Origin of the sequence: Peribacillus alkalitolerans, assembly GCF_010882125.1 — a bacterium.
Classification (GTDB): domain Bacteria; phylum Bacillota; class Bacilli; order Bacillales; family DSM-1321; genus Bacillus_BN; species Bacillus_BN alkalitolerans.
In genome coordinates, this window is the sequence record NZ_JAAGVZ010000012.1 from 61,065 (window position 1) to 81,349 (window position 20,285).

Genomic DNA, 20,285 nt, shown 5'->3' on the forward strand with positions numbered 1-20,285 from the left:
TTTCTCACCCCCTTTTTATTTCTGCCATGAGCCACCTGTTCTATTGGCAATGGTCATATCACGATGTAATAATCGGTTGATGTCTGGATAGGTCTGTTCAGCTACGATGCGACCATCCAACAAAAGTTGAATGATAGCTGGTTGGGAGTTCGTGTTACTAGTATTTAATGAAGGGGAGCTTGGAGTCTGAATTGGAGTAATGTTTGGAACAACAGCATTTGCTAGTTTGTTAGACATAGACATAACGCCTCTTACAGAATCCTCTAATCCGAGACGTAACCCATCCCCTGCATATCCACCTAATTCTCGCATAACTCTTGAAGGCGAATTAATGTCTAATGCGCCCTTAATAGTATTTTTAACTGCATCGGCAATAGAACGTGCTTTATCCATAACTGCACCAATCATAGAACTGATACCATCAATCAATCCTTGAACAATGTCTTTACCAATTTGACGGAGATTAATATTTTTGAATGTATTTACTATGTTATTCATAATATTTTCAGCAGTTTGTTTGATCGTATCAAATGCCCCTTGCCAATCTCCTGTAAAAACCTTCACAAAAAATTGAATGACACCCAAGATAATATCAAGTGCATTTTTAATGGTAAGCTTCATGGTTTCCCAAGCAATTTTTACAACACCCGTAATGATGGGCCAAACCATTTGGAAAACACCTTGAATAATTCCCATTACCATTTTTATGTGTGAGCCTATATAATTCATGAAAAAGCTCACTATCACCATGATTTGATCGCCATTTTCTTTCCAGAAAGCTTTAATTCTTCCAAGGGTATCTCCAAAAAACTGTTGTACTTCTGTCATTACCTTTTTCACGATATTTCCGATGAAATCCAAAGCCACTTTGAAATATTTTTGAATACTGGTCCAAATTTCATTGACCTTATTTTTAAAATCTTCATTATTTTTATATAAAGCTACGAAAATAGCGATTAGTCCAACTACTGCTGCAACTAATAAACCGATAGGACCCGTAATCACTGCAAATGCAGAACCGAGCGCACCAGTAACCACAGCTGTACCACCCATTGCTGTCATTAGCGCACCAAACCCTGTAACGGCACTCCCGCCTATTGCAATTACAATACCAATCGCAGCAACGATACCTAATATTACTGCTGTTACAGCTGCACTTATTGCAACAAAGCTTTGCATGGTTGGAGATAATCCGTTGAAGAAGTCCGTTAACTTTTGAAGTAATGCAACCACCGATTCAATAGCAGGGGCAAGAGCATTTCCAATACTGATTTGCATACTTTCGAATGATCCAGATAATTCATCCATTGCACCCTTAAGATTATCCTTCATTTTCCCTGCTGCTTCGGCAGAAGCTCCACCACTTTCTTGTAGAGCTTTTGTCATCTTATCAATTTCAGATGGACCAGCAGCCATTAATGAAATCATTCCGGATACTGCCTCTTTTCCAACCAAAGAGGCTAATGTAGCAGCTTTTTGAGTTTCCGTCTGCCCTTCCATGGACTTCGTAAGGTTATCGATTAGGTTAGACAGTCCTACAAAGTTTCCTTTTGCATCTGTTACGGCAATTCCCATCGTTGTCATGAGTTTTGAATTTTCTTCTGAAGGAGATAAAAGAGAAAGAAGTGCTGAACGTAATGTAGTACCAGCTTGTTCCCCTTGCATCCCTGCATTGGTCATGATTCCGATGGATGCGGATAATTCCTCTAAGCTTACCCCTAATGAAGCAGCTGGGGGTCCTGCATATTTTAAGGCATACTGCATATCAGTTAAGTTTGCTGCGGAAATATTAGCTGTTTTGGCAAGGATGTCTGCAACATCTGTTGCTTTACTAGCTTCTAATCCAAAGATATTGAGTGTGGAAGCCATAACTTCGGCTGTTTGTGCCATATCAGATCCAGATGCTTCAGCAGCAGAAATAACACCAGGCATTGCACCAAGAATGTCCAAAGTGGTAAATCCAAGTGCAGCTAGAGCTTCCTGTCCCATTGCAATTTCTGTTGCAGACTTCGAAGTACTTGCTCCTAACAAAAGTGCAGATTCCCTTAAAGCTTGTAATTCTGTATCTGTTGATCCTGCAATGGCACCCACACGCGAAAGTTGTGCTTCAAAATCCATGGTCTTATTTACCGCAATTCCTAATCCTGCCCCAATAGCCAATGCTCCAGCACCAAAAGAAGTGGCAATATCTGTGCCCACCGATTGCATATTACCGCCCACATCTTGCATTCGTTGTCCAAGGTCTCCGACAGACTTTTTAGCGTTTTCTGCATCTTTTGCAAGGTTTTTCAGTTCATTCCCGTCATCAAGAGAAGATAAGGATTTTTTCAACTTATCTAAAGAACCTTCTGTAAACTCAATTTCACGCCTAAATGCTCGATACTGTGCTTCTGAAATTTCACCCTTAGCAAACTGTGCTTGCACCTGTTGTTCAGCATCTTTTAACATGTTCAATTTTTGGGTAGTATTAGCAACTTGATCGGCTAATAACTTTTGTTTTTGTGCTAGGGCTTCTGTATTACCGGGATTAAACTTCAGCAAACGATCTACATCTTTTAATTCTTTTTGTAAGGCTATAGATTGACCTTTCACATCTTTTAAAGCTTTATTTAAACCAACCGTATCTGCACCAAGCTCTATGGTAATTCCTTTAATTCTATCTGCCATATTCTCACCTCACTTAGAAAGAATCAAAGTCTGATTGATTCGCTTTTCTGGTCTTTTCTTGAGAAGGCTTTTGCAATTCCAAATATTCATAAATAAAATCCAGGCACATACCTATGGTCATGTCCTCTAAATCCGTTCGTGTGAGCTTGCAACGATAACAAAGGGCAAGAAACGTTTCCGTGGAAAATTCCTCGTTCGTTTCTTGCCCTTCGCTATTTTCTATTTTTTTTTACCTTGAATCGTAGACATGATCATATCTTGCAATTCAGGGATAATATCAAACAATGGAAATTCATCAAATCCATCTAACCAAGTAATGGGGTCTGCAATGGATGAATCTGCTGACTTTGCCATTGTCCAAACGATATTGTAGAACACTTCAAAGTCAACGCCATCTAGTGAATTCGCTTCTAAATTTGCGACATTTAATTTCCCAAGAGCATTCAGTTTTAAGATCTCTGATAAGTAGTCCTTACCAAACTGTGCTTTATAACGTAAAGCAGTAGCTCCTGTACTTTTAATGCGAACTTGTTTCCCATCGATTACTAATGTTTTTTCCATGTATTAAGCACCTGCTTTTTCATATACTGCTGAATACCAGGCATCATAAATACCAGCTGTTGTACCAGCAGTTGTTGAAACTTTTACAATTCCATCTTCTGGACGCGGTCCAGCAATAAGTGTCAATTCGGTTGTGCCAGGTTCAGCAGAAGTAGTTTTCGTACCTCCTGAAATACCTGGACGAGAAACAAAGCAACTGTAAAGGGCATGTCTTGTTGCTTTTACATCCCCATCAAATTCAAACAACAAGGCTATCTTCTTTGGTTTTGCTGTATTTTTTTCTGTCAAAACCTTATCTGTTGCGTCTAAAATTTCCCCTAATACATCCGTTCGGAATGCTTCTGTGATTGCAGCAACAGTTAATGTAGCATCATATCCTTGGTTTGTAGACGCTGAATAATACAAAATATCATCCGCATAAAAATCTGTTGTCTCACCTTTTGGTTCTAGGGTTAACGCTGTAGCCCCCGGGAATTTAACAGGGCTTCCATAAGTGTAAGAACCGTCAACACCTTCGGTAACAACTGCGTAATGTGCGTTTTTTAATCCGAATTGGACTTTATTTTCAGCCATTTATATCATCCTCACTTCGTATATTTTTTGAAATAGTTTCTCTGATTCTATAAAAGTTTCAGTGGATTCATAAGGAATGTCATTGTCATCAAGAACTTTTTCAAGTTTACCTTCAGCCACAAGATCTTTTTTAGTTGTGTAAAGTTCAATTTGAACAATATCAATCTTATGATATACCTTGTTATCAGCAATAAAATTAGATGAATAAGCGACTAGATAACAAACGTAAGGGGGACTTGGTGGAGCTGTGAAATGTGAATAAGCCACAGTGTGGCCTGTAGCATCTAATATCTGTTTCAATTCAGCTAAATTCATGATTTTATCGCCTTCTCTACTCTCTCGGTAAAGTCACTAATCGCCTTTTCTTCAGCAGGACGAATATGCACGACAGCTGGAACACGCCCACCCCCAACTTTTACGTGACCATATTCAAGCAAGTGAGTTAGTTGGTAGTGAGATTGGTTATGGACGATGACTCGATTGCCCTCTTTTTTGAGTTTCCAACCCTTTTTATAATCACCTGTTAATTCAGGACTGTTTTGCTTCAAATGAAGAACAGTATCTCTCGCGACTTCTTGTTTGGCAAGTTCAACTTGCTCCTCGACTTCTGCTGTATATAAAGCTACTTGTTTAGAAATCTCGGAAGATAAATCATCAATCCTAACCACCACTTTTCACCTCACAATAAAGCTCTGTAAATCCATCTGTTCGCATAAAATCTTTGTAAATTCTATAATTCTGATTTTCATACTTCAAACTATTCTCTTTGTCGTATTCATCCGAATCAATGATTAACAGTATCAGTGGCTTATGACCAAGCTGACCAGCTGCAGAAAACTCTGCACGAGAAATGCTTAATTTTGAACCAAAAACCTGTCTTTCTGTTTCAGTCTCTATCGGTTGACCTAATTCATCTTCAGTGTAAGAGACGGAAATTAAAAAGCACACATCATCCAGTGATATGTGCTTTGCATTCCCGATATTTGATTTAAGTGACGGCATCTACAGTCCCCGCCTTCTTAATGATTCGATTGTTTAATCGGCTCCGTAAATTCCTTGAAAGAGGGACGTCTTCTTGGCGTTTCCGATAAGTCCAGGCAGCATAATCCACAACTAACATTTGATCATCAACACTAGAAAAATTCAAAACGATACCTTCTCTCTCGATTTCATTTTGGGATTTTTCTAAGTGATTATTAAAATAGGCATCTCTCAAATTGTGAGTGATGCCCAAGTCCAATTTTAATAAACTAAGTAAAGTTTCTTTTATCAGATCATCCATATAATACACCGCCTATTCATTAGGCTGTTTCTGGTCATCCTCTTTCAAGAATCCATTTGCCTGCAATTCCTTTGCTCTTTTTGCATTTTTTGCTTCATATTCTGAACCAACTGGATAAAATTCATTTGTATTTTTGTCAAAGAAATCTTTTATTACTTCATGTTTCATAAAAAGTCACCCTCCTATACTGCTGGAGTAATCGTTACTAGAACGAAAGCATCTTTTTTCACTGGCTTACCATCAAAACGACCTTTCCCACGGAAAGCAGTTTGGTCTTCCACAAATTTTACATGCTCTGAATTATCAATCGTAATGCTTTCACGTTCAACTAAAGTGTATTGGGCAAAATCACCGTAAAGCACTTTATCATCATCCATATTGTTATTAAAGACTACACGTAATCCTAATAGATCAGGGTTTTTCAAGTTGGGAAGTTTTCCGACCACTTCACCTTGTGCATTAACATTGATACTAAATTCTAGGAAACGATTGTAGTATGTTGAACGTTTCATAACAGCGACGATTTCACCAACACTATCAGCCCCACTGTCAATCAATCCAATTGGTTTTACAAATTCAACTAATTTAGCATTCGAAGGAACGTTTTTTAGGTTTTCAGCAGGAATTTGTGGAATAATTCCATCCGGTTGTTTGTTAGCTGCGCCGGTACCTTTTAATATGGCTAAATCTAATGCAAGAGCAATCGCGCGGGCAATCTTTTTAGTGACATAAGCATCTAAGTTAATGATGGAATCTTGTAGCAAGTAGTTATCAACGAAAGTAACTTTACCTACTTTAAATCCGTCAAAATCCACATTTGTAATTGTTCCAACGTTTCCAGTTGCAAGTGCACCGGATTGTTCAATCCAAGTAGCTGCTGTCGTATCTGTATCTACTAAAATACGAGTTGTTCCTTTAACTTGAATCTTATCAACTAAAGGGTAAAGTGTTGTGAAATCACCCATAATGTCCATAATGCGGTTTACAACAACTTCTGGAATAGTTAACTCTCCACCAGTAACAGCTCGTAAGTTTTTAAATTGCTCGTAAAAATCAGCTACCTCAGAACGTTTGTAGTATTCACCTGTTTTTAAAAGCTCTCTTACTTGTAATTTATTCATACCTTCAACTGCCCCCTTATCATTTGAACGTTTTTGTTTAGTTGGTACTTTACTATTTAACTGCTCCAATTCTCCCTCGAGCTCGGCAATCTCAACCTCAAGGACTGATTTCTTTTGCCCATGTTCGCTTTTCTCATTTTCTAATTTCTCAATTTCTGATTCTACGGTGGATACTTCCTCTTCGGACTCAGCTTCATTAATAGACTGCTCAAGTTCTTGAGATCTTCTCTCAAAGTCCTCATCCACCTTTTGTAATTCATTTAAAGCTGATTTTCTTTGTTCAATTTTTTTATTAAGCATTAATTGTTTTAGAGCCATTCTTCAATCTCTCCCTTAACTGGTTTTTTCTTAGGTCAATCTTTCTTTTTTCGTGCTGCTCGACTTCTGCTTTACGAGCTTGAACCCCTGTGTCTTCATAGGCAGGGAAAGTAACAACCGAAACTTCATGAAGGTCTATCTCTTTTATGGTCCATTTGATTGTTCCATCTTCACGAAAATCTGTTTCTTCACTAATGATGTTAAAGCCAAATGAACACTGATCCACATCACCACGTTTAACACGTTCATAAAGGTTTACTGCATCTGAATCATTGGGGTTAATCTTGATGCTTCCCCAAAGTCCACGACTATCTGTTTTTAATTCCAGTGTTCCAACTTTATTTCTACCAAGAACAAAACGGGTATCATGATTGATTAAAGCTCGAATATCGTTGCTGAGAGTATTTTCAAAAGCTCCTGGAGCAACTTCTTCAAAAGCTCCTCTCCACAATTCTGTTTCTGAATTAAAAACTGCAAAATATCCTTCAATCACCATGTCATTATCTTGCTCTGTTCTAGTCTTTAAATCTGTTTGTAAGCTCCTAGTTTGGCGGTTATCTCTAGTCATCACCATCACCTCCTTGATTCAGTTTCTTTTGATCACCAATCATGCCAGCTGGTATATAGTTTTCAAGTATGACACGTTCGTTTAGTCCTTCTAACGGCGACATCCCCAACCAATCCCTTACTTCATTTCCAAGCATTATCCCTCGAACATACATATCCCCTCCAACATCTGCGAGCTCTTTAATGTCATAGGCATAAAGTGAACGAGGATTAAATTTAAAATATAAGTCAGGAGCATAAAGTAATTTCCTTGTTAATTCTTGCTCCATTCCTTTTGCTATGGGAAGAAGAGTGGAAGTGATGTAGTTGTTGAATTCATCTTTCTTGAAATCCCCAACCCCAACAAAAAAAGCCGGCACTCCAAATATGCCCGCTACTGTTCTTTTATCAATTTGTACTGCATCATTTATAGCTAAATCATTTAATGATAATGGTTTAACCTGGTCTACCTTAACTAAGTCAGCTGGTACTACCCAAGGTTTCCCTCCACCAGTTTCAGAAACATACTTTTTAAGTATCTCATCACGGCCTGATTCACTAGCCAATTCTTCCGTCATAGCATCGACCGCTATTATTACAGATGGCTTCCACTTATCAGACATAAAACTATTCTTAGTTTTAGAAGCTTGTTTTAAATTTGTAACAATGTCTTTAAGCACAACTTGAAAACCTTGGCCGATGTATGGGCGTTCTGGATCTGGATTGATTGTAAAATGTAATACTTCGTCATATCCATACGATTGACCGCGATACAAAATTTGATATGCATCTTCTGTATCCATGAAGCTCACATTGGATGGCTGCAATGGAACTAAGTCGTCAATTAGACCGTTACTGACCTTCGGAAAAACTACACTGTTCCCTCGCCCATCAAGCAACATAGTATAGACGATATTGTATACCCATGCTTTTCTTGTCATGAGCTTGTAGGGGTTAATATCAATTTTACGAGAAAGTGCATTACGAACTCTGATATCTCCATCATCAGTATTTTTCATTAAATGAATGGTCATGGTACTAACCAAGTCAGCTATCTTGTGGACGGCCATCCTAACTTCCGGATTATCAGATAAACGAGTATAACCAGGTGTCAATATTGAGTTATCTTCACCTGCCATAAATAATCCAATTGTTGATGTTGTAGGTTCGGACCTAATCTTGTTTTTATTTCTTTTCTTTCGGCTCAAATTTCATCATCCTCTCAGCCATTGGTTTGCACTACTGGCTTTTTCTATATTCTCCAACATTCGAATAGCACCAAATACAGAGGCATCGAAAATATCAATCCGATGTTCTGGCATAACCTTTTCGTATTGGATCATATCGTCTGTCTTTTCAACCGCTGATACGTTTTGAACACAATATTCAAAAGCTTGGGAATGTAGATAATAAAATTTCCCATCCTTCGCTTTTTTCTCAATTCTTCTAAAGCCTTCAGACTTTTTATAAAAATATTGCGGTTGGTCAACCATGGCAAAACCTTTCTTTTTCATTTCAAGGAAAAATTCCCGAGAAAACTTTCGGTCAAATCCTACTTGTTTAATCTTGAATCCTTTTTGCTTCATGGCTACAAACCAATTCACAATATCTGAATGATTAACTGTAGGGGTATTACACAAATCCAACCATCCGTCATCTTTCCAACCGAATAAAGGGATGTTGTCATCTTCAGCTTTACTAGCCGCTGCTACTACTGGGAACCACGCATGTGTGATAGCTATATCAATTCCTTGATAGTGGCCATATAAGGCAGAAGCAGTTAAGTCATGCATCTTTGAAAGGTCAGCTCCACCAAACCAATCAATCTTTAACTTCACTAAATCAGCAAGTGTCCAATTGTATTGACGATCAGATAATTTGAATTCATCTAAATTGAAGTAAGCACGAATTGCTGAAGTGTATATATTTAATGACTTAGCTAAGAAGTCTTTCCTTTGTTGCGGGTCATTTTGGGCCTGTAGAGCGTCGTTCAAGATGTCATCTGGACGAATGGATACTCCATATGCCGGATTGGCTTTTTGGTGCTCTATGGGGCTCGTATAGTCCACATTACCTTTCTCATCTTCATCAGCTTTTGCAATGAAGACAAAATAAGCTTCATCCTTTATGGTACCGTCAAGAATCTTCTTGCAGTATTGAAGCCTTTGATAACAAAAACTCGTCATATCATCCCCGGCTGTTGTAATCCCAATCATCAATTTATTGGTATATGCCTTCATAGCCTCTTTGATGATGTTGTATTGTTTCGGTGTTTTGTAGGCGTGTAGCTCATCCGCGATGGCAATATTACAGTTTAAGGAATCCTGTTTATCTGGGTTAGCTGCAAGTGCTTGAATGTAAAGCGATCCATCTCCAAAGTCTCCAGCAATAGAGTGTTCTTGGTTGTTATCAATTACACGGAAGTTATCCTTTTCTCCCATTTGACCAAGGTTGAAATTAATAAAGTTAAAACTTTCTAGAGATTGTTTCAATGCGGCAGCTACAATATAAACTTTACTTCCGCTTCGTCTATTGAGCAGACCTAAAGCCCATGCAAGAGCAGCAGCAAAACTTGTTTTAATATTTTTCCGTGGAATATAAATAAACGCTTCTTTAAAGCGTCTAATAGTGGTGCCTTTATGATAAAAACCTAATAGGTTATATACTTGGTACTTATGGAAGGGTTCCAATAGAAACGGTGTTCCTCTTAAAGGTGTGCCGTCTAACATTTCACCCTGAGCATGTACGAAAGTCTTCTCAATGATTCCAATTACAAACTCCGCATCTTTCGGATTGAAGTCGTATTCAGGGTTTTTCAAATCGTTGAAAAAGCGCTGGCACCCTTGCATCTGTTCTTTGTTTGCAAGTTTGGTTCCTTCCATAATGCTTTTTGCAAAGTTCATTACTAATTCATAATTCGCATATGATTCTGTCATGAAGTATCACTCAAAACTAACTGTAATTTTGATTTGGGTTTGCTTTTTTGTTCTGGTTTACGCTTAGGTACATCTGGTTTCTTAATAGCATTAAATGATTTTGGATTGATACATAAAATATTTGAATAGGTTGCAAGGTCTTTTCTCAGCGATTCCATTGCAGAATAAATAGGTGTCTTACGATCATTGGTGGCACCAGCTTTATTGGTGTACTCTTCAGAGATTTGATAACCACAATCCTCGAACGCTTTTTCAAAAGCCTGGTACTGTGCCAACATCCCAACATAAATATCGATTATTTGATCATAATCATCTTTATAAACACCCAAATGTTCCATCTGTTTTATAGTCTGATTTTTCAACTGTTTTTTCGATAATAATTTTGCCACGATGTTTTTACACCCCCTTTTGAATATTGAAAAAGTCGCTCTATTGGAAAAGGCTCCCCCCTTCGGTCCCCAATGAATCAATCTGAATTTCTCAAGGTAGGGGGGATACTCTTTCTCTCCACAATTCACCTAAAGCCGTTAAAATATCTGAATTTCGGTCATGCATCTTATCATGGCAATTACCACATAAGCTAATGAGATTCCAGTTTATTAGCTTTAGCTCTGGTTTCTCTCTCAATGGGTTAATGTGATGTACGGTTGTTGCTTCTGTTGTCTTACCATATCGTTTACATTCTTGGCATCGATATCCGTCGCGTTTTAATATGTTGGCTCGTTTATTCTTCCACTTGGGTGTCTTGTAAAAGTTAGACAAATTAATCACTCCAATAAAAAAGCACCTCTAAATGAGGTGCTAATCTAGTATTGAGTTTTAGTCTTTAAAGTACAATTATGGGCTTTGCAAATATTCCTGAATATTACTGGATCCCATTCATATCTTGGAATGAATTTTATAGTTAGTAATCCATTTTGTAGTTGAGGCATTTCTATTTCAGAAACATTGAAATTATTAATGATATTGTTAACTAGTGCGTCTAAATTTTCTCCGTTAAATCCTACTGGTACCTCTATTTCAACTTTTACTCCTTGATTTTTTTCCTCATTATACGTCCTTACATGTGATTTAATATAACTACCGTTCTGGAAATGTCCTGGAACAATAATTTTATTATTCATTTTAATCTTATTACTTAATGTATCTAAATCAGCTAATATATCCGTATTAGATTTAGATTCCATTCCTTGTTCCTGTATTTTACTATATTTCTCTTTTAGTTCAATGATTTCATTTGTCACTTCTAAATTACTCTTAACAATGTTATTCATCGAAACTAACAATTGATCCTTCAAATCTGAAATTTCACTTATTCCATTATTAGTTTTGATTAAGTTTTTTTCTAATTTATCAGCAGTTTCTTTTAAATCTGAAACTGTATTTCTTTGTCCTGCAACATCAACAATTGTCATTATAATAGCAATTACTGAAAGAATAATAGAGGATAGCGTTGACGCAAAAGAAACCATTTCTCCTGCTTTAATTCCACCACCATAATAAAACGAAGACAAAGATACCATTGAAATAGCCGCAATTATTAATGGATATATTAAATGCAACTGATTAATCATTTTCGGTTGATTATTTTTCATTTTTCCACTCCTTCAAAATACTAAATTCGACAAATGGAGACTTTTTCCTGCAAATTATTTTCTTCTCACTGCCCCTTTCACTCTCTTGTAAGTATCACGTTTTGTCCCCATCAGTTCCTCTAAATCTCTTTGGGTTAGCTTTTCTTCTTTCTCTTTTAGAAATTTCCTCCTTTCAGGACACTCTTTCCTAGATACAGATAGCTTTTGAATTTCCTTCTTCTGTTTAACGCTAAGATGATCAGATAGCTTCATGTCAATCACCTCATATAAAAAATAAAAAGCACCCAGGATACTGGATGCTTTTTTGAAATTTAATAATCCATTTTCTTTACTAAACTAAGATAATGATCAGATAATTTCCATTTAAATTGGCCTAAACAGTGCCCTATGGAGGAAATATATTCTAACTCATTTTCTAAAAAAGTTTTATAAAGATCATTGAAGTCTTCACTAATTTCACTATCTTTCTGACTAAAATTCCAAATCTTAATACTTATGTCACCCATCACCGTTTTAAAAAGATCATTTATTTCTTTTCTAAATTGAAAGAATTCGCGATATGAATAAGAATCCACGTACACTAACTCCGAACCAATTTTTTCAAATAATTCATCAGTATATTTATAGAAATAAGGTTGCTTATAAAGTTGATTATCAACGATAGTAAAAAAATAACCAGGTTGATAACCTTTTTCAGTTTTTGATAACAAAACCATAACTTCTTCGTAAATATCATCCAAATAAAAACAGACTTTTTCTAGTCTATGTATTTTTGCTGGAAAATCATTTTTTTCTTTTATTTCTTCATTGTGCTTAATTGTTCTTTGTACCCCTAATAAAGTTAAAATACCAGCAATTACTCCACCGATTATGGCACCCCAAAAAGTTCCTAGTAAGCTAATCCAAGTATTTTCATCACCGGCTACCTTAAAAGATGGAATAAACATTAATAAATTTATTAAAATAGGAAAAACAACCATTATCAATAATATTATTACCAATAATTCTCTTCTCATTTTTTTATCCACTCACATTTCCCCTCCTCAGATTGTATATTTCAACAAAAATTGACTATTTCCTTTAATAGTAAGCACCTATCATTTGGGATCCTTCATTAAATTAATTAATCTATCACCCTAGCAAATGTATTTGCTAGTAGTTTTCTTTAATGTTTTCTTTAATGTTTTCTTTAGTACTTTTTCATATAATGAAGGAAAAAAATTTACACACGTCTAATTAGCGGTCAGCACATACGTCTAATTAGCGGTCAGCACACACGTCTAATTAGTCCTTCGAATACACCCATTAACACAAGTCTAATTAGCGGACACTTCTTTATTAGACATATAAAAACTATTGAAGGTGCATAGTCATACCAGCTTATCAGGCTTGTACCTTTGCAGGCTCCCTTACGGCTGGGCCATCAGTTGCTTTTATAAATCAAACATCTTCACTGTGGTAGATGGTAACCGTCCCGATCCACTCCTTAGCAGCTGGGATTACTGCATCGAGGAGAAGTGATTGATTGTCATTCAACCACGTTTAGCAGATGTGGAGTAAAAAGAAAAAGCACCCAAAATATGAGTGCTTTGATTAATATTAATATTAATATTTATATTTGTAAGGTCATTATTTGACAGTGACTTACCATCTCTTGAATTAAATCATCGTCACTTAATTCTGTCCAAGGCACTTCAAATTCTCCTGAACTCTCAACAGCCTTGCCTCTATAGTTCCCTTGTCCATCTGATGCAATGTAAATCTCCCATATCCAAACTTTTTCAACTTCATCACTTTCGATTGCGTTTACAAATTGATCAATTTCAACAACATGATGTTCTTTAATGTTAAATAATCTATAATCCATAATATTCAATCCCTCACTTTCATAAATTATACTTCTTCATTTAGATCGAACTGTTCTTGTATTCTCCTTAATTCTTTTGGAATAACATAAACATAATCCAAGATAATTCTTGTAAACCTAATCAAATCATTTATTACGTGCATATCAAACTCGACATCTTCAGCATGTGCTGCTGAATTTCCTAAATCCCTTATTAGATGGGATACTTTATCTAAAACCTTAGGAATAATAGCTTTTTCAGATAAATCAACTAATCTATTGTATAGAGTTCTACCTTCTGCCCCTTGGTCATGACAAAGCATCTCCAAAGTGCGTCTTAGTCCTATTGCACACATTACTCTATCCACGTTTTTTGTCTTTAATGCTGATTCATATGCTCCTTTAATTCTTTCAGGAACAAACTTTAAATCCCCAGTTTGGACAGGGTATAGTATATTTTCGTATTCATTTACTCTACCCCTGTGATCCGTGTCTGCGTCAAACGCTTCAACAGATTTTAAAGTGATTTTGGAACAAACTGGACATTTGTATAGGGTATATGTTGTATAATACGTAGCTACAGGTACATCTTCTCCATGGTAGTCATCATACATATATTCATATTCTTTTTCATTAACTTTTGCTGAAACCTCCATTATTGTCTCATTTCCACAATGAAGACATATAATAGATTTTGATGAGTAAATTTTATTGGTCATATTATTTCTCCTTTTTGTTAATTATTTTGTATATTCGACAAAAAGGAGGATTTTTCCTGTTAATTCCAAACAAAAACGACACTTAAAATCAAAGTGCCGTCTTTCCTTAATTACTCATAATATAAAATTAACACATAAATTACCCAATGCTCTGCCATCTTTCTGCCATTTATCTGCCACTTCTGCAGATTTAATACATTATTTTCTCAAGTGGAGCAAAATGTGCTAATAATCTTTTCTTACCTACTTTAGGAAAGTCAACCAATATTTGAGTAGCTTGTCCCTGCCCACGGACTTCTATTATTTTTCCAGTTCCCCACTTACGATGCAAAACTATGTCGTCAATTTTATATTTAGTTTCAATTTCCTTATTTAAGTTGTGATCTAGCGCTCTCTCAAAATCTCTAATTCCTGCCCATTTAAATACCGTTTCAGTAGATACTTGATCGAATGGGTCGTCTGGATCAACTTCTCTTTCGTACATGGACTCAAATTCTAACCAATCATTTTCATTTAGATTTGGATACTCTGAACCAAACATTTCCTTATAATAATTAAAAAATTCGATTGGAGGATCTAACTTTCTTGATTCACGAACTTCTTTTACTTCCTGAATTGCATCAGGGTTATTTTCTACATCAAGGTACTGCATTGCAAAATTCATAAATCTATCTGTTTTATACATATAGAAGTCGTAAGTAGTTTTCAATCTAAATTCATTAATTAATTCAACTCTTGGTCCAATTGTTTTTCTATTTTTTACAATTGACCACCAATCTTCCTTTTCATCGTCTGTAATAAAAATAACTGGCTTTTTTTTCTGTAGTGATTCATCAATTATTTGATTCCAAAGTATTAAGTCACCATATTCGCTATGTATATAAACATTATTGTAGAATTTTTTCTTACCTTTTTTTTCTTTTAAATCTTCATATCCCGGAGGTATTTCGGATTTATATCTCATTTCTCCATCTTTATATATGCTATTCAAACGATTTTGGTCATAACTAGAACCAATCTTATCTAAGAATAGTTCTGTAATTTCATGTAAAATTTTATCGTCTTCATTCTTAAAGTAATTCGGATGATCTTTTTCCAATGCTTTAATATCAGTTATAAGGTTTTTAAAAGATTGTTCTATTTCCTCTATGACCCCAGGAACATTAACTCTCGGGTGTCTCTTTTTGTAATCCTTAAGTTCATCATTTAATTCATTGATTATTTTTACAGATTTTTTTTCAATAGATCTACATATGCTTTCATATGAATCCAATTGATCTTGAACTACAGTTGCTCTATTAAAATGAAATTCGAGTCCAACTTGATGAGGAATCCAAATTCTATCTTTTAGTTGTTCAAATATCTTCAATAATTGTTCCCTGGTAGGCTCTGTATAACGATAAAGATTCAATAAAACATTCGCATCAAATACAAAAATACATTGCTCCCATAATTCTTTGATATTCTCTTTTGAATATCCATAAAAATCATTGAATGATGACTTCATTTTTCTCTCCTTTTACTAAACAAATATTATTTGACTATAATTCAAGAATATCACTTAAAATAAAATATTTACATTCTATAAAAAAGCGATAATTCCATTATATAACAAAAAGCACCCATTAAGGATGCTCTTCGTTCTTATAAACCTCAATTTTTAACAGAAAAGCAAGCTTATAAAATATTCGTGCTTTTAACCGATAATACCTTCTTTCGCTATATCCAATCTCATTGTATATTTCATAATCAAATACCTCTTCATCTTCCAGGTAACGTTTAATGATTATCTCTCGTTCTTTGTAACTTAACCGATTCACAGCTCTGCGGATCCGTTCAATATATTCTTCACGTTCCCGTTCATAATCAACTTTATCGATTACTGCTTGTTCTGTAGAGGAATGAAATTGATTAGAAGGAGCAACGGAAGCAAGTGAATAAGTAGCAGTGACTTTAGGTAGTCTTTCTTCTGGAATCGTTAAGAGAAAATAACGGTACTTTTCCAAGGCTGATTCCACTGCAACTTTTGTTTTCTCTCTATCTATCTCAGGTAACAGGAATAATTGACCCACTTTCATCCCTCCATAATATACTATTCGTACCCAAATTATGCCAGGAGAGATCTTGGCTTTTTTTATTCATATTTTTTTCACAATATATTCCACTTATGATTTGATTCAAGAGTTATACTGAATTTGGAGAAGAGTTGGTATACTTTACCTCTAAGCGTGTACTGCCATACACATAATGCTTAGAGGTTCTTTTTTATTCCAATTCATCGTTATCATTAGAATTAATGATTGGCACATCTTCAAAGGGTAAATCACCATCTTCAACTTCTTCTTCATTCACATCATCCAATGACAACTGCCCAGCTGGCACTGAAGCCGTCCCATCTTGATTAACTGTATAAGAAACTCCTTCATGCTGTTCTTCATAAAACTCATCTATACTCATTTGAGATTCTGTAATATTTAATATGACATCTGAACCTGCTCTTTTATAGAAATTAAAAGCCTGTTCTGCAGAAGTGTCACCTTTTACGATAAATTCAAGGACTGTCTTCTTACTATCTTTAGTCGTCTTAGCAAATTCGCAAGTAAGCTTCTGATCCACACCTTCAATCTCCAACTCAACTACTTCTCGAGTGAGTCTACTAATCTCTGGCTTTTTCTCATCTTCACCTTTTACGTGAAATTGAATAAGCTCCTTTTTGCTATCCTTCGTTTGTTTATTAAAATGTGCTTTAACTGTTAGTTGCATGGGTTTATACCTCCATTTCTTCCTTCAAAGATCATCAAACATCCCAATCCATAACCGTATTCTTTAATTGGACTAGCTTTTTTCCATCCACGTTCTTCATGTGCGAAAATATTCTTTTGCAAACCACTAGGGGACATTGCATACACAACTTTTTTCAACACTTTTTTCTTCATTTTGCTTTCGCCTTCTTTTTTGCTTTTGTTACAGGGTTTAAAATCGCATTCACTACTTCCAACTGATAAGGTTTCTGCGTGAGTCCATTTGTAATAGACCAAGCTATCTGAGCTAGTATGTATGCATCCACCACGTTGTCACTTCTATGCTCAAATCCGAAATGATCTTTTACTGCTGCCATTACAACTTGTTTCTTTTCCTTATCTTTCAATCTTCTCTTGCTTCCTGGCTCTCCAACCCATCCAGTGACATTCACAAACTTCTTTACTGCATTAGGAGCCACTTCATAATACTTAAGGTTCCTTTTAAATAATTCATTTCTGATACCATGATGTAAACCACCAGCAAACATAGCCTTTTGAGTATCAAATGGAAAACCTTCTATGCAGATAAAATCGCCAGGTTTGACATGTGCAACAACTTCATCGATTAGGGTAATCATTCTTTTTGGATCAATTGTCCCTACTCCTGTAAGCTCTTTGGAACGAAGGACGATTCCTCCCTGATCAATTGCAACGAATCCTGTTTTAGAAGAAGGGTCAATACCTACGAATCTAGTCAATATGCTTTCCCTCCATGCTTATATGACCTGGACTTATTTCGTTCCATCTTATCGAGAATGGCTTTTTCTAAGTCAATTCCTTTGGATCCGCACAAATCAAAAACTCTGATACAAACATCTGCCAGTTCTTCAACGAAATTCTCGCTATCACCTTTCCTGTCTGCTTCCAACGCTTCACTCACTTCACTGTGAATTAAGGCTAATTGCGTACCGGTTTCCCTTTCTTCATCATGCCAGCCTTTAGATTTGGCTATTTCAAATGCTTTTTGGCATAGTTGGTTTATCACATTCATTCCTCCTTTTCTGTAATTCTCTTGCAGCTGCATATCTATCTCTCATTCTTGCTGTTTCGTCTTTGGCGATATGATACAGTTGTTGTTTAGTAGCTTTGGTCAAATTCATAGCAACACCGCCTTAATTTTTGGGTAACTCTTTAGGTATCTCAGTAAACTTCTGCTTCCAATTCAAGAAAAGGAGTTTAAATTCGTTTACGCCAACATCTCGACCCTTTGCGAACGTCTGGTTCACAATTTTCCCTTGTGAAGTTGTTTCTCCTTCACTCCAAAGGAACTCGACTACATCAGCATCCTGTTCAATAGAGCTTGATTCTTTTAAGTCGGATAGCTGCGGTCGACCTCTCTTTTCAGAGTCACGAGTCATCTGAGACAACATCATAAAACAGCAATTCAGATCCATAGCAATTTGCTTTGCTTGGCCTGTAACACGTCCGATTGCCAAAGCTCTTGTATCGCCTTTGGTTTGAGGAATGTTCATAATCTGCAGATAATCGACTACGATCATGGCAATCTTTCCGAACTTCTTTTTGAATTGTTTAGCAGTAGCCTTTATTTCATCAATAGTTACACCTGAACTATCCTGCAAATAAATTGGCAAGTATTCAAAGCTGTCATAAGCTCTATCCAGTAAAGCTTGTTCACTTGGACTTAATTTCTTCATTTTGATTTTTTGAAAAGGAATTCCAGTCACTGCTGACAACATACGATCTTTTAAAGAATTCCTTTTCATTTCTTGGCTCCATACTAGGACTACACCTTGCTGTTGTTTGGCAACCCCGTATATTCTTTGTAATGCTATTGCTGTTTTTCCCACAGAAGGTCTACCAGCACTAATAAACAACCAACCACGCCACAACCCTTGAGCCCATTTATCAAACTCTTCAAATCCTGTTTTGATGTATTCAGCTGGTGTTTTTAGATGCGAGTAATACTCTTCTTTCGTTTCTGAGAAACTAAGCATTTTTGCGTTATCTTGCGGCCGCATTTCGGATACCAACTCTTCGACATATGCAAAGTACTCTTCATCACTTTCATAAGCATCCCTGGACATTCCGGTTATGATGGCTCCCATGTCCTTAATTCTTCTTCCCATGGCCTTAGATCGTACTAGTTTTGCATAGTATTCAATGTTTGCTATGGATGGACAAGAACCAGCTAATTCAGAAAGATATTTTACTAAGTGCTCATCCACTCGACCGAATTTCACATAGGTTTCTGTGACCGTCACTATATCTACTGGAAGTCCCTTTTTTTCTAGGTATCTCATAACCTTGTAAATTTGTTGATGTCTAGGTAAAGAGAAATCACGCTCTTCTAAAAACGTGATTTCATCCAAAACGTTAGAATCTAGGAACACAGCACCTAGAACAGATTGTTCGGCTTGAACGTCAACTTCCCCAATCAAATGCATCTGGATCATTCCCTTCTGCTACCCAGCGTTGAAACTCAATGTCCTTATCACGAGAGTCCGTTGATTTCTTTTGTAATGCTGGTTTCCTTGACATATGCATTTTGATTGAAAGCTCAGTAAACTTCTCTCTTAGTTTCTTTGCAGACAGTACATTCGTTTTCCAAAAGTTATCCTTTGTAACCCAATCCATTACATCTTTCGCAAGATGTTTGTCCACTCCGTCAAGCTCCACTAACTTTCTAAAATCATCAGCCCAAGATTGAAGATTAGTATTTCGTATTAAATGCTCCACCCCAGCTTCTTTCCCTACCACCAATACTAAATCGTGGAAGTAAACAGCCATTTTGAAATAGGTGCTGTCTTCGCCATATTTCTTCTTTGGTTCTTTTTTTAGCTCACTAATAGGAATCTCTCCTTCCTCTAAAATGGTTGGACCCTCTCTCCCTTCTGGAATACGATCCAACCATTCGTCGTAATCTTTATTGAAACTTAGTAATCTAGCACCTTTTGTCCCCATTCCTTCGACCTTAATAATTTTGCGTTGAATCAATGTTTTTAGCTCTCTATCAACTTGACGTTTGTTTGCATCTAACTTTTGAGCGAAAAAGGTTATAGTCATTTCACTTTGCTTTTTTCTGAATCCATAGGTATATCTCCAAATGGTCATTACAATCCTAAATTGGGTACCATTAAGATTTGATTGAACAATGCGTTCCAATATTTCATTTGCGATCCTGGTATATCCCTTTTCAGTTTGAGGACTAGCCATTTACCTCATCCGTTCTGTACTTTCTCACCCTAAAGTATTTTTACAGCCTCACATGCTGCTTTTAACCCTACATTTAAAGCCATGATCTGTACTTTTAACTTTTCATTCTCGTCATTTTTCTTATTCATCCCTTGAGTAAGGCTGTT

28 protein-coding genes are annotated in these 20,285 nt (G+C 36.2%); all 28 read right to left on the reverse strand.

Going from position 1 to position 20,285, the window contains the following annotated elements; all coding sequences use genetic code 11:
* Positions 1-15 precede the first annotated feature (15 nt).
* Positions 16-2,667: a phage tail tape measure protein gene (locus G3O09_RS14715; RefSeq protein ID WP_163102251.1), complete on the reverse strand. Its 2,652-nt coding sequence runs from the start codon at positions 2,665-2,667 to the stop codon at positions 16-18.
* A gap of 219 nt (positions 2,668-2,886) precedes the next feature.
* Positions 2,887-3,228 carry a hypothetical protein gene (locus tag G3O09_RS14720; RefSeq protein WP_163102252.1) on the reverse strand — a complete coding sequence of 114 codons (342 nt, stop codon included), beginning with the start codon at positions 3,226-3,228 and terminating at the stop codon, positions 2,887-2,889.
* 3 nt (positions 3,229-3,231) lie between these two features.
* Entirely contained in the window at positions 3,232-3,801 is a 570-nt protein-coding gene (locus G3O09_RS14725) for a major tail protein (RefSeq protein WP_163102253.1), read from the reverse strand.
* On the reverse strand, positions 3,802-4,116 hold the full coding sequence (locus G3O09_RS14730) for a hypothetical protein (protein ID WP_163102254.1): 315 nt from the start codon (positions 4,114-4,116) through the stop codon (positions 3,802-3,804).
* On the reverse strand, positions 4,113-4,469 hold the full coding sequence (locus tag G3O09_RS14735; RefSeq protein WP_163102255.1) for an HK97 gp10 family phage protein: 357 nt from the start codon (positions 4,467-4,469) through the stop codon (positions 4,113-4,115). The genes G3O09_RS14730 and G3O09_RS14735 overlap by 4 nt, the downstream gene beginning before the upstream one ends.
* Positions 4,462-4,803, reverse strand: a complete 342-nt coding sequence (locus G3O09_RS14740; RefSeq protein WP_163102256.1) for a phage head closure protein — start codon at positions 4,801-4,803, stop codon at positions 4,462-4,464. The genes G3O09_RS14735 and G3O09_RS14740 overlap by 8 nt, the downstream gene beginning before the upstream one ends.
* A complete protein-coding gene (locus G3O09_RS14745) occupies positions 4,790-5,083 on the reverse strand; it encodes a hypothetical protein (RefSeq protein ID WP_163102257.1) in 294 nt (97 codons plus the stop codon). Before G3O09_RS14745 ends, G3O09_RS14740 begins: the two co-directional genes overlap by 14 nt.
* 12 nt (positions 5,084-5,095) lie before the next feature.
* Positions 5,096-5,251, reverse strand: a complete 156-nt coding sequence (locus G3O09_RS14750) for a hypothetical protein (protein WP_163102258.1) — start codon at positions 5,249-5,251, stop codon at positions 5,096-5,098.
* Positions 5,252-5,265: 14 nt separating this feature from the next.
* Entirely contained in the window at positions 5,266-6,522 is a 1,257-nt protein-coding gene (locus G3O09_RS14755) for a phage major capsid protein (protein WP_163102259.1), read from the reverse strand.
* Positions 6,497-7,090: an HK97 family phage prohead protease gene (locus tag G3O09_RS14760; protein WP_163102260.1), complete on the reverse strand. Its 594-nt coding sequence runs from the start codon at positions 7,088-7,090 to the stop codon at positions 6,497-6,499. The genes G3O09_RS14755 and G3O09_RS14760 overlap by 26 nt, the downstream gene beginning before the upstream one ends.
* Positions 7,083-8,276, reverse strand: a complete 1,194-nt coding sequence (locus G3O09_RS14765) for a phage portal protein (RefSeq protein WP_240338445.1) — start codon at positions 8,274-8,276, stop codon at positions 7,083-7,085. The genes G3O09_RS14760 and G3O09_RS14765 overlap by 8 nt, the downstream gene beginning before the upstream one ends.
* 6 nt (positions 8,277-8,282) lie before the next feature.
* Entirely contained in the window at positions 8,283-10,004 is a 1,722-nt protein-coding gene (locus G3O09_RS14770; protein WP_163102261.1) for a terminase large subunit, read from the reverse strand.
* A complete protein-coding gene (locus tag G3O09_RS14775; protein ID WP_240338446.1) occupies positions 10,001-10,393 on the reverse strand; it encodes a P27 family phage terminase small subunit in 393 nt (130 codons plus the stop codon). Before G3O09_RS14775 ends, G3O09_RS14770 begins: the two co-directional genes overlap by 4 nt.
* Positions 10,394-10,484: 91 nt before the next feature.
* A complete protein-coding gene (locus tag G3O09_RS14780; protein WP_163102262.1) occupies positions 10,485-10,766 on the reverse strand; it encodes an HNH endonuclease in 282 nt (93 codons plus the stop codon).
* Positions 10,767-10,810: 44 nt separating this feature from the next.
* Positions 10,811-11,599, reverse strand: a complete 789-nt coding sequence (locus G3O09_RS14785; protein WP_163102263.1) for a hypothetical protein — start codon at positions 11,597-11,599, stop codon at positions 10,811-10,813.
* Positions 11,600-11,653: 54 nt separating this feature from the next.
* Positions 11,654-11,851, reverse strand: coding sequence for a hypothetical protein (locus G3O09_RS14790; RefSeq protein WP_163102264.1), 198 nt, complete (start codon positions 11,849-11,851; stop codon positions 11,654-11,656).
* 59 nt (positions 11,852-11,910) lie between these two features.
* Positions 11,911-12,627, reverse strand: a complete 717-nt coding sequence (locus G3O09_RS14795) for a hypothetical protein (RefSeq protein ID WP_163102265.1) — start codon at positions 12,625-12,627, stop codon at positions 11,911-11,913.
* Positions 12,628-13,211: 584 nt separating this feature from the next.
* Positions 13,212-13,466 carry a hypothetical protein gene (locus G3O09_RS14800; protein WP_163102266.1) on the reverse strand — a complete coding sequence of 85 codons (255 nt, stop codon included), beginning with the start codon at positions 13,464-13,466 and terminating at the stop codon, positions 13,212-13,214.
* 26 nt (positions 13,467-13,492) lie between these two features.
* A complete protein-coding gene (locus tag G3O09_RS14805) occupies positions 13,493-14,164 on the reverse strand; it encodes a DUF4145 domain-containing protein (protein ID WP_163102267.1) in 672 nt (223 codons plus the stop codon).
* 190 nt (positions 14,165-14,354) lie between these two features.
* Positions 14,355-15,671 carry a PIN-like domain-containing protein gene (locus G3O09_RS14810; RefSeq protein ID WP_163102268.1) on the reverse strand — a complete coding sequence of 439 codons (1,317 nt, stop codon included), beginning with the start codon at positions 15,669-15,671 and terminating at the stop codon, positions 14,355-14,357.
* A gap of 118 nt (positions 15,672-15,789) precedes the next feature.
* Positions 15,790-16,242: an ArpU family phage packaging/lysis transcriptional regulator gene (locus G3O09_RS14815; RefSeq protein ID WP_163102269.1), complete on the reverse strand. Its 453-nt coding sequence runs from the start codon at positions 16,240-16,242 to the stop codon at positions 15,790-15,792.
* Between the two features lie 187 nt (positions 16,243-16,429).
* Complete coding sequence (locus G3O09_RS14820) at positions 16,430-16,927, reverse strand: hypothetical protein (protein WP_163102270.1); 498 nt, start codon at positions 16,925-16,927, stop codon at positions 16,430-16,432.
* Positions 16,918-17,100, reverse strand: a complete 183-nt coding sequence (locus G3O09_RS14825; RefSeq protein ID WP_163102271.1) for a hypothetical protein — start codon at positions 17,098-17,100, stop codon at positions 16,918-16,920. Before G3O09_RS14825 ends, G3O09_RS14820 begins: the two co-directional genes overlap by 10 nt.
* On the reverse strand, positions 17,097-17,663 hold the full coding sequence (locus G3O09_RS14830; protein WP_163102272.1) for a RuvC family protein: 567 nt from the start codon (positions 17,661-17,663) through the stop codon (positions 17,097-17,099). Before G3O09_RS14830 ends, G3O09_RS14825 begins: the two co-directional genes overlap by 4 nt.
* Positions 17,660-17,956 carry a MazG nucleotide pyrophosphohydrolase domain-containing protein gene (locus tag G3O09_RS14835; RefSeq protein WP_163102273.1) on the reverse strand — a complete coding sequence of 99 codons (297 nt, stop codon included), beginning with the start codon at positions 17,954-17,956 and terminating at the stop codon, positions 17,660-17,662. Before G3O09_RS14835 ends, G3O09_RS14830 begins: the two co-directional genes overlap by 4 nt.
* On the reverse strand, positions 17,919-18,065 hold the full coding sequence (locus tag G3O09_RS14840) for a hypothetical protein (RefSeq protein WP_163102274.1): 147 nt from the start codon (positions 18,063-18,065) through the stop codon (positions 17,919-17,921). Before G3O09_RS14840 ends, G3O09_RS14835 begins: the two co-directional genes overlap by 38 nt.
* A 12-nt stretch (positions 18,066-18,077) precedes the next feature.
* Entirely contained in the window at positions 18,078-19,379 is a 1,302-nt protein-coding gene (locus tag G3O09_RS14845; RefSeq protein WP_240338447.1) for a replicative DNA helicase, read from the reverse strand.
* Positions 19,348-20,139: a replication protein gene (locus G3O09_RS14850; RefSeq protein WP_163102275.1), complete on the reverse strand. Its 792-nt coding sequence runs from the start codon at positions 20,137-20,139 to the stop codon at positions 19,348-19,350. The genes G3O09_RS14845 and G3O09_RS14850 overlap by 32 nt, the downstream gene beginning before the upstream one ends.
* Positions 20,140-20,285: the final 146 nt, after the last annotated feature.